Annotated in this window: 11 protein-coding genes; 7 read left to right on the forward strand and 4 right to left on the reverse strand. The window is 71.8% G+C overall.

The features are described 5' to 3' along the window. Positions 1-97: 97 nt before the first annotated feature. Positions 98-1,273: an ROK family transcriptional regulator gene (locus ABZ406_RS01060; RefSeq protein WP_357754927.1), complete on the reverse strand. Its 1,176-nt coding sequence runs from the start codon at positions 1,271-1,273 to the stop codon at positions 98-100. 169 nt (positions 1,274-1,442) lie between these two features. Here ABZ406_RS01060 and ABZ406_RS01065 point away from each other — a divergent pair, with 169 nt between their 5' ends. From ABZ406_RS01065 to ABZ406_RS01080, 4 genes are all read left to right on the forward strand, one after another. After that, a complete protein-coding gene (locus tag ABZ406_RS01065; protein ID WP_357754930.1) occupies positions 1,443-2,897 on the forward strand; it encodes a glycoside hydrolase family 3 N-terminal domain-containing protein in 1,455 nt (484 codons plus the stop codon). A 156-nt stretch (positions 2,898-3,053) separates the two neighbouring features. Then, positions 3,054-3,614, forward strand: a complete 561-nt coding sequence (locus tag ABZ406_RS01070) for a hypothetical protein (RefSeq protein ID WP_357754933.1) — start codon at positions 3,054-3,056, stop codon at positions 3,612-3,614. Beyond that, positions 3,611-4,105, forward strand: coding sequence for a DCC1-like thiol-disulfide oxidoreductase family protein (locus ABZ406_RS01075; RefSeq protein ID WP_357754936.1), 495 nt, complete (start codon positions 3,611-3,613; stop codon positions 4,103-4,105). The genes ABZ406_RS01070 and ABZ406_RS01075 overlap by 4 nt, the downstream gene beginning before the upstream one ends. After that, positions 4,068-4,766, forward strand: a complete 699-nt coding sequence (locus ABZ406_RS01080; RefSeq protein WP_357754939.1) for a TetR family transcriptional regulator — start codon at positions 4,068-4,070, stop codon at positions 4,764-4,766. Before ABZ406_RS01075 ends, ABZ406_RS01080 begins: the two co-directional genes overlap by 38 nt. Positions 4,767-5,130: 364 nt before the next feature. Here ABZ406_RS01080 and ABZ406_RS01085 read toward each other — a convergent pair whose 3' ends face one another. Continuing rightward, positions 5,131-5,793 (reverse strand): GNAT family N-acetyltransferase, encoded by a 663-nt coding sequence (locus ABZ406_RS01085; RefSeq protein WP_357754942.1) that lies wholly within the window; start codon positions 5,791-5,793, stop codon positions 5,131-5,133. Between the two features lie 170 nt (positions 5,794-5,963). Here ABZ406_RS01085 and ABZ406_RS01090 point away from each other — a divergent pair, with 170 nt between their 5' ends. Both ABZ406_RS01090 and ABZ406_RS01095 read left to right on the forward strand, forming a co-directional pair. Then, complete coding sequence (locus tag ABZ406_RS01090) at positions 5,964-6,155, forward strand: DNA repair protein (protein ID WP_357754945.1); 192 nt, start codon at positions 5,964-5,966, stop codon at positions 6,153-6,155. Between the two features lie 120 nt (positions 6,156-6,275). Then, positions 6,276-6,794: a hypothetical protein gene (locus tag ABZ406_RS01095; RefSeq protein WP_357754948.1), complete on the forward strand. Its 519-nt coding sequence runs from the start codon at positions 6,276-6,278 to the stop codon at positions 6,792-6,794. A gap of 10 nt (positions 6,795-6,804) precedes the next feature. Here the strand turns inward: ABZ406_RS01095 and ABZ406_RS01100 are convergent, their stop codons facing one another. Next, positions 6,805-7,533, reverse strand: coding sequence for a Clp protease N-terminal domain-containing protein (locus ABZ406_RS01100; RefSeq protein WP_357754951.1), 729 nt, complete (start codon positions 7,531-7,533; stop codon positions 6,805-6,807). A 60-nt stretch (positions 7,534-7,593) separates the two neighbouring features. Continuing rightward, positions 7,594-8,604 (reverse strand): glycosyltransferase, encoded by a 1,011-nt coding sequence (locus tag ABZ406_RS01105; RefSeq protein ID WP_357754954.1) that lies wholly within the window; start codon positions 8,602-8,604, stop codon positions 7,594-7,596. A 112-nt stretch (positions 8,605-8,716) separates the two neighbouring features. Here ABZ406_RS01105 and ABZ406_RS01110 point away from each other — a divergent pair, with 112 nt between their 5' ends. Then, positions 8,717-9,532, forward strand: a complete 816-nt coding sequence (locus ABZ406_RS01110) for a DUF72 domain-containing protein (RefSeq protein WP_357755454.1) — start codon at positions 8,717-8,719, stop codon at positions 9,530-9,532. Positions 9,533-9,536: the final 4 nt, after the last annotated feature.

Genomic DNA, 9,536 nt, shown 5'->3' on the forward strand with positions numbered 1-9,536 from the left:
GGCGGCCCGACGGACCGGGCCGGACCACTGCCCGGCAAGAGCTTGCAAGCCGTGGGTGAGCGGTGAAATATTCCTTCACATGTCCCAGGCAGCGGGCTCAGCCGACGGTGGAGCCGAACACCTCGTCGCGCACCGCGTCCAGGGCGGTACGCAGCGCGCCGTGCAGGATCGGCTCCTCGGTCAGCCCGGTCGGCACCACTCGCGGCTGGACCAGGGTGATCGCCGCCACCTCCTGCTGCACCCGGTCGGCGAGCGCCGCGCCACCTGCCTGCCCCACCTCGCCGGCGAGCACGACGAGCGGCGGGTCCAGCACCACGCAGGTGCTTGCCACACCGAGCGCGAGCCGACGGGCCAGCTCGTCGAGCATCGGGCCCCCGTCGGCGCCGGCGGCGACGGCCGCGCGGACCGCCTCGGCGGCGTCGGCGTCCGGGTAGCCGTGCTCGCGGGCCACCGCGCGCACCGAGTCCGCGCCGACCAACTGTTGGAACGCCGGCTTGGCGCGACGGGAGACGTCGCGCGGGATGGGCGCGCCGGGGACCGGCAGGTAGCCGATCTCACCGGCCGCTCCGCTGCTGCCGTGGTGCAACCGCCCGCCCAGCATGATCGCCAGGCCGACGCCGGCGCCCACCCAGACCAGCACGAAGTCCGCCAACCCCTGCGCGGCACCGGACTGCGCCTCGGCGACGGCGGCCAGGTTGACGTCGTTCTCGAAGACCACCGGCGTGTGCAGGTCGTCCCGCAGCGCGGCGAGCAGACCGCTGTGCCAGCGGGGCAGGTTGAAGGCGAAGGTGATGTCGCCGGTGCCGGGATCGACCAGACCCGGCGTGCCGAGGACGATCCGTCGTACGCTGCTGAGCTGCGCCTGGGCGCTGCTCGCCGCCTGCACGACGGCGTTGTGCACCACGCCCACCGGGTCGTCGGTGTCCCTTGTCGACTGCTCCACGCGGCCGAGGACCGCACCGGTGATGTCGGAGCAGGCGGCCACCACCCGGTCCGGCCCGACGTCCACGCCCACCACGTGCGCGCTGCCGGGGCGGACGGCGTAGAGCTGGGCGTTCGGCCCTCGTCCGCCGGCCTGCTCGCCGACCCGCGCGACGAGGCCGCGCTCCTCCAACCGCTCGACCAGTTGGGAGGCGGTGACCTTGGACAGGCCGGTCAGCTCGCCGAGCCGGGCCCGGGTCAGCGGGCCTCGCTCGAGGAGCAGTTCCAGTGCGGCACGGTCGTTGAGCGCCCGCAACAGGCGGGGGGTGCCGGGCAGCCGGGTCGCACTCATGACACGTCCTCTAGTTTTAGTAAACTTTGCTAACTGTAAACCGACCTGCGAACGGGTAGCCGTAGCGTAACGGTCACCCGACGGTGGGACGCTCGGCCGAGTCGGCAGGGCCAAGACCACCAACCGGTACGACGTCTCGTACCCGTGGGGCACCGAAGGGGGAGATCACGTGCGGTTGGATCCAGGACTGCGCCGGCTGGCGTTCGGCACACTGCTCGCCGCGTACCCGGGCCCGGTCCCACCGGACTGGGCTGTCGACCTGCTGGCCGACGGGCTGGCCGGGCACACCCTGTTCGGCACCAACGTGCACGACCCCGCGCAGGTGGCGGCGAGCACCGCCGCACTGCGCGCCGGCCGGCCGGACGCGCTGATCGCCATCGACGAGGAGGGTGGCGACGTGACCCGGCTGGCCCACGCCACCGGTAGCCCGTACCCCGGAAACGCCGCCTTGGGCGCGATCGGCGACGTGGCCCTCACCCGACGGGTCTACCAGGCGATCGGCGCGGAGTTGGCAGCGCTCGGCATCACCGTCAATCTCGCCCCCACCGTCGACGTCAACACCGCCGACGACAATCCGGTGATCGGCACCCGGTCCTTCGGGGCGGATCCGGTGCGGGTGGCCGCCCACTCGGCCGCCGCCGTGGCCGGCCTCCAGGCCGCCGGTGTGGCCGCCTGCGCCAAGCACTTCCCCGGGCACGGCGCCACTGTCACCGACTCCCACCACGAGCTGCCCACAGTGGACGCCTCGCTGAGCCTGCTCCGCCAGCGGGACCTACCGCCGTTCGCGGCCGTCGTCGCCGCCGGGGCGCGCGCCGTGATGACCGCGCACATCCGGGTGCCGGCGCTCACCGGCGCCGACCCGGCCACCTTCAGCCGGGCCGTCCTCGTCGACCTGCTGCGCACCGAGTACGGCTTCACCGGCACCGTCATCACCGACGCGCTGGAGATGAAGGGAGCCGCGGTCGCTGCCGGCGGGGTCGGGCCCGCCGCCGTCCGGGCCCTGAGCGCGGGCGCCGACCTGCTCTGCATCGGCGCGGCCGTCGACGCCGAACTGGTCGAGCGGGTGGCCGCCGAGATCGTCGACGCGCTCAGCGACGGCCGGCTGGCGAGGGCTCGGGTCGAGGAGGCCGCCGGCCGCGCCGCCGACCTCGCCGCCTGGACCCGGGCCGCCGGCGGGTCGCCGGCCACCGCCGACACCGAACTGGGGTACGCCGCAGCGCGCCGCGCGGTCCGGGTGGACGGTCTGCTCACCGGCCTGGACCAGCCCCTTGTGGTGCACCTGCACACCGAGTCGACGATCGCCGAGGGGCGGGTGCCGTGGGGCCTCGGCCCGCACCTGGACGGGGTCCCGGAGATTCGGGTGATCGCCACCGAGACGGATCCGGCCACGCTGCGCGGGTTGGCCGGCGAGCGTCCCATCGTGCTGGTCGGGCGACACCTGCACCGGCTGCCCGGTGGCCCGGAGCTGATCACCGACCTGGCGGCGGCGCACCCGGTGACAGTGGTCGAGATGGGCTGGCCGTCGCGGTGGCGACCAGCGGGCGTGCGCGCCTTCGTCACCACCTACGGCGCGAGCCACGCCAACGGTCGCGCGGCGGCCGAGGTGCTGGGCCTGGCCGGCTGAGCGTTCTCCGGCCGGGCCGCAGGCTCGGCCGGAGAACACACCGCTTCGTCGCGCCACAGTGTCCACAGTCACCTGTCGCCCCTTCTTGAACATGTTCAATATCCGCCCTAGGCTGACGACGTCGGTAGTTGAACACGTTCAAGAAGGGGCGTCCGCATGGACATCAAGGTCTGGATGTACCTGATCTACCTCGCGGTCAGCATCGGCCTGACCATCTGGGTGGCGCGAGCACTCTCCCGCAACGGGCAGGTCTTCCTGGAGGAGGTGTTCGCCGAGGAACGACTCGCCCGAGCCGTCAACAGCCTCCTGGTGGTCGGCTTCTATCTGCTCAACCTCGGGTACGTCACGGTGGCGATGAAGCACTCCGACCCGGTGGAGTCGACGAGCCGAGCCATGGAGGAGTTGTCGCTCAAAATCGGCTTGGTGCTGTTGGTGCTCGGCGCGCTGCACTTCTTCAACGTCTTCGCACTCGGCCGCTACCGCCGGAACCGCCTCCGCCAGTTCGCCACGCACCCCCCGCTCGCCCCGATCGGCCGACTTCCCATGCCGTCCACCCCACCCGGATCGCAGCTGGTCGGCGCGTACCCGGGCGGACCACAGCAGGCCGGCACTTACCCGGTCGGACCACAGCAGGCTGGCCCCCAGCCGGGCGCCGGACCGCAGCAGACCGGACCGCAGCCGGGCGCCGGCCCGACGAGCAAGCCGCCGACCCGATGACAGTGCCCCCGGCCGGTGGCGTCGGTCGGCTCCCGGATCCCACCGCTCAATCCGGCGGTGGGATCCGGGGGTTCACCGTCCTGTTCGACGCGGCCTGCCCGCTGTGCCGGGCCGCCCGCCGCTGGCTGTCGTCCCGCACCCAACTCGTACCCCTGGAGTTCGTGCCGGCCGGGTCCGCCGAGGCCCGGCGGCGCTTCCCCGACCTGGACCACGACGCGACGCTGCGCGACCTCACCGTGATCGCCGACACCGGCGAGGTGTACGCGGGCGACGGCGCCTGGTTCGCCTGCCTCTGGGCGCTCGCCGACCACCGGTCGACGGCCGAGCGGTTGGCCCGACCGGCCCTGCTTCCCCTCGCCCGGCAGACGGTGGCCGCCGCCTCGGCGATCCGGGAGCGGGTCCGCGACGCGCGGGCCGAGCCGACCGACGAACCGGCGGGATACGGTGACCCCGATGACCGAGCAGCCTGCGCCGACGACCACTGCGGGTGACCCCGCCACGGCCCGGGGCGAGCAGACCCGGCAGCTGATCCGGGACACCGCCATGCGGCTGTTCCGCGAACGTGGCTACGCCCAGACCACGATGCGGGCGATCGCGCAGGAAGCCGGGGTGGCGGTCGGCAACGCCTACTACTACTTCGGTTCGAAGGACCACCTGATCCAGGAGTTCTACGCCCAGTCCCAGGTCGAGCACCGGGCCGCCGCGCAGCCGGTGCTCGACCGGGAGGCGGCGTTCGGCCCCCGGTTCGCCGGGGTGCTGCACGCGGGGATCGACGTGTTGACACCATCACACGGATTCGCGGCGACCTTCTTCAAGACGGCGGCCGAGCCCACCTCGCCGTTGAGCCCGTTCTCGGCAGAGTCCTCCGGGCCCCGGCAGGCCGCCATCGACCTCTTCGGCGAGGTGTTGACCGGCTCGACTGCCACTGTCGACGCCGAACTGCGCCCACAACTGCCCGAGTTGCTCTGGCTCGCGTACATGGGCGTGATCCTCTACTGGGTACACGACCGATCACCGGGCCAGACCAAGACCCGCCAGCTGATCGACGGGGCCGTACCACTTGTCGACCGGCTCGTGGCGCTGTCCCGGCTCCGCGTCCTCCGCCCGGTGACCCGACAGGTGCTCGACCTGATTCGCACGCTCCGTCACTAACGGTCCCGGCACCCCTCGACGAGCTAACAAGCAGGTCAAGTCCACTTTTCGACACTCCGAATCGACAGCTTCCACCTTGCCCCGAGCGGATTAGATACGTAGCGTGATCGACACGTAGCGGCCCGCCCACAGCGGCGCTCGTTACACCCGCAACCGGGGGCCTGGGGGGAGGTTGCGGACCGTGGATCCGGCCCGGGATCCACGGTCCGCGCCCAAACCGCTCCCAGCCCCACCCCGACTCGCTCCGCCCCGGCTCGGCTCGGCTCGGCTCGGCTCGAGGATCTTGCAGTTTCGGTTGTCGAGATGAGTGGGATGTCCGCTGTGTCGCGACAGAAAGTGCAAGATCGCGGGGCTCTGGTGGCGCTCAGCGTGGGTAGACGCCGAACGCGCGCCAGCCACGGTCCGGAAAGCCCGCTGCTGCGGCGACCCGGGCCGAGGCGTGATTGCCGCGCTCGTGCAGGTAGGTGGGGACCGCCCCCTCGTCGAGCACCCGCCGTGCCGCCTGGGCCACCAGCCGGCGGGCGAGACCGCGCCCCTGGGCGGCCGGCACGGTGCCGATGGCCAACTCGTTGCCGTACGCGTCGTGCCGTTTGATCCCGGCTCCGGCCAGGTAGGCGCCGTCCGGGTCACGAACCACAAGCACCGGCCGGTCGAAGAGTCGCAGCCACGGCGGCAGCCCGGGGGCGGTCGGCTCGGTCCACTCCCCCACGTCGGGCAGCGGCGCGGGCGCCAGGCTCCACCGGAAGGCGCCGTCGTGTACGCAGAACTCGGGCCGGCCGACGGCCTCCGGCAGCGCGGCGAGCAGCCGAGACGGCGTACGACGGATCAGCGCACGAACCGCCGCCACGTGGGCCGGCGCCACCGAGAGCACGGTGCTCTTCCCGGTGTCCACGGCGAGCGCTGGGCGCAGCCGACGATCCCAGGCCGGCTCGGCCCGCCGGTGCGAGGCGACCACGTGCAACCCCGGCCCGGCCGGCCACTGGCCGAGCCAGGTGGCCAGGTGCAGGTGCAGCCGCCGGTCGAGCACGCGTACCTCCCGTCACCCCGAACCGTCGTGGATCACGGTACGCCCGAACGGCCGGGCCGGGCGTGGGATACGTCAGGGCTGGGCGGGCGAGGGGTACGGAGACCAACCACACAAATCGACCGTCATATGTATTTCCATATCTGGACACCTTTATTTGGGACGGTGAACGCATGCCGATTCAGCCGAGCGACCACTATCAGCAGGACCCCGAGCGACTCTGGCAGGCGGCAGAGGCCGTCGGCGGCAATCCGCCCCAGCCGCGTTACCGCAATCCCCGGACGTTCGGCGGCAATCTGTCGTGGGCCGGGCTGAACAAGCTACCGATCGGCAGCTCCAGTCGGCACCGCCTGAACACCCACTGACGCGCTGACGGTCTCGTTCGGGGCGACACACCGGAGGAGGTCCAGCGGCTGCTTTCGCACACCTGTCGGGTAATTTCTTGTGGTCCGCCATCCCGGCCCACGACAGGAGAAGCTCCCCGCATGGGCAAGAAGACGATCCACGTCTCCGACTTCACCGGCACGGTTCTGCAGCAGGACGACGAGGTGGTCCGCATCGTCGTGCTGGAGCACCCGGACCTTGTCGCCGGGCCCGTGCAGTTGGACGCCACCCCGGGCGAGGTGGAGAACATCGACGACGCCGCGCTGGACGTGGCGGTGGTGGAGGTCCACGACCGGCACGGTGGTGGCGAGCCCCGCCGGGTGGTGTTGACCGCCAGTGAGTTCGACGCGATGGCCACCGACGTGCCGATGGCGCAACTGTTGAGGACGGCCGAGCGGGTTCGCCCGCCCAAGGCCCGCAAGACCACCGAGAAGATCGACTACGGCACGCTGGAGCATGCCGGCAGGCCGCACCGGGGCCGGGTCACCGAGGAGGAGGCCCGCCTGGTGCGTGAGCAGCTCGACGAGGTCAACAAGCGCCTCGCCGACGCGGGCGTACGCCAGATCGACCCGGCCGATCCGGAGCACGCCCTGCGTTACGGCTTTCCCGACGTCTCCTGACCTCGGGTTCTCACTTGTTGCCGACGGCGGCGGCGAGGGCGGCGTCCAGGTCGCCTTCGACCGTCGCCTTGTCCAGGCCGAGGTTGGTGAGCACGCCGTCGCCGTCCTCCTGCTCCAGCAGGGCGAGCAGGATGTGCTCGGTGCCGACGTAGTTGTGCCCGAGGCGCAGCGCTTCCCGGAAGGTCAGTTCGAGGGCCTTCTTGCCCCGCGCGTCGTACGGGATGAGGGCCGGAACCTGCTCGACCCGCTGTGGAAGGACGGCACCGACCGCCTCCCGTACCACCTCGGCGGTGGCACCACGGCCAGCCATCACCCTGGCGGCCAGCCCGTCCGGCTCGGCCAGCAGGCCCAGTACCAGGTGTTCGGGGCCGATGTCGGCGTTGCCACTGGCGCGGGCCTCCTCCTGCGAGGCCATCACCACGTTGCGGGCGCGGGGGGTGAACCGACCGAAGCCGGCGTTCGGGTCGAGCGTGGCAGCGTCGGTCGCCTTCGGCACGAAGCGCTTCTGCGCGGCCTGCTTGGTGACCCCCATGCTGCGGCCGATGTCGGTCCAGGAGGCGCCCGAGCGCCGGGCCTGGTCGACGAAGTGCCCGATCAGGTGGTCGGCGACCTCGCCGAGGTGGTCGGCGGCGATGACCGCGTCGGTGAGCTGGTCGAGTGCGTCGGTGTGCACCTTCTTGATCGCCTGGATCAGGTCGTCGAGCTTGACGGTGTTACCGATCTGAAGAGGATCTGTCATGCGTCAACCATAGGTTGACGCATCTGATTCGTCAACCTTGAGTTGACGAACTCCTCGCGGTCAGGTGGCGTACTCCGGCAGGAGCCGGGCGACGGCCGCCGGCGAGGGCATACCGGCGATCTCCTCGGCAATCAGGCGAGCCGCCTCGCGCTGCTCGGGGTTGCCATGCCGCGGTAGCAGCCGGTCTGCCTGCTCGGCGATGGCTCCCGCGTCCGCCTCTCCGGGAAGGAGCCGCACTGCGACACCGGCGACGGCGAGCGTCTCGGCGTTGGCGAACTGGTCGGCACCCTGCGGCAGCAGCAGCTGCGGTACGCCGACCGCGAGCGCGCCGAGGGTGGTACCGCTACCTCCGTGGTGCACCACCAGGTCGACGAGCGGCAACAGCTCCGCCTGCGGCACCCACTGGTGGACGCTGACGTGGTCCGGGACCTCACCCACCTGCTCCACCGGCACCCGGCCCGCCGCGACCACCACCTCGGCGCCCAACGCCGCCAGACCGGCGAGGGCGGCGCGCAGCAGCTCCGGCGTGCCGAACGCGGTGCCGAGAGTCAGATAGACAAACGGTCGGGACGTACGACGGCTCACCCGTACCGGCGGCCGGGCCGGGGTCGAGAAGGCGACCGGTCGCAGCTCGATCCGACGTTCCGTGGCGAGGAAATCCTTGTCCTGCAACGAGGGCGGCCAGATGTCCAGGTGCGGCCGGCCGACGACCTCGGCGTTCCCGGTCGGACGTTCCAGGCCGATGCCCTCCGGAAGCATCCGGCCGAACCCGTGCCAGAGGCCCGGGATTCCGGCCCGCTGAGCCGCCACTGCCGCTCCCGGCAGCCCCCACTCGTGCACCACCAGGTCGGGCCGCAGCCGCGCCAACTCCGGTTCGAGATCCTCGGCGTACACCTCGTAGAAGGCGTCGCCGGGACGGAACGGCCGCAGACCGTGCGCGGCGAGCGGCGCGTGCACCTCCGGGCCGGCGGCGAAGTGGACCTCGTGTCCGGCGTCCCGAGCGGCGATAGCCAGCGGGATCAGCGGATAGGTGTGACCGACGGACGCAAGACTGGCGAACAGCACACGCATGACGGCGAACCCTACCGGCGCACCCGTCGGGCCGGTCGCGTCCGACGGCCCGGATACGGTGGGTCCGGTCAAGTCGGGAGGACGGGTCATGCGTCTGCACGTGGGGTGCGCGATGTGGAGTCACCGGTCGTGGCCGGGCCACCGGCTACCGCCCGCCGAGCGCCTGCGGCACTACGCCAGCTGGTGCGACGCGGTCGAGGGCAACACCACGTTCTACGCGACCCCGGCCCGGGACACCGTCGCCTCCTGGGCCGCGCAGACGGGGCCGGACTTCCGGTTCGTCCTCAAACTCCCCAAGGTCATCACGCACGAACGCCGGCTCACCGACGTCGACGGAGCGCTGCGTGCCTTCCTGGACGCCATCGAACCGCTCGGTCCGCGCGCCCACACCCTCTGGGTCCAGCTGCCCGGCTCGTTCGCACCCACCGACGTGCCCACCCTGGGGCGGTTCCTGAACCAACTGCCGCCGTCCCACAGGTACGCGGTGGAGGTCCGCCATCAGGCGTTCTTCACCGAGGACCGGGCGGCCCGACTGCTCGAGGCGACGCTCGCCGACGCCCACGCCGAATGGGTCCCCTTCGACACGACAGCCTTCTTCACCAACCCGCCGACCAGCGACGCCGAACGGGATGCCTGGGTCAAGAAGCCGCGACTGCCGCTCCGGTCCCTCGCGCTCACCGACCGGCCGATCGTCCGCTACCTCGGTCGCGACGACCCGACGCGCACTGTCGAGGGGTGGCAGCGGTGGGTCGACGTGACAGTCGCCTGGCTCCGCGAGGGACGCTCGCCGACGATGTTCATCCACACCCCTGACAACGCCGACGCGCCGACGCTCGCCCGCCGGTTCCACGACGACGTACGGGCCCGAGTGCCCGGGCTCGACCCGTTACCCGAGCCGACTCCGGTCGAGCCGTTGACGCTGTTCTGACCGG

This window comes from Micromonospora sp. NPDC005710, from assembly GCF_040630995.1.
Taxonomy (GTDB): Bacteria; Actinomycetota; Actinomycetes; order Mycobacteriales; family Micromonosporaceae; genus Micromonospora.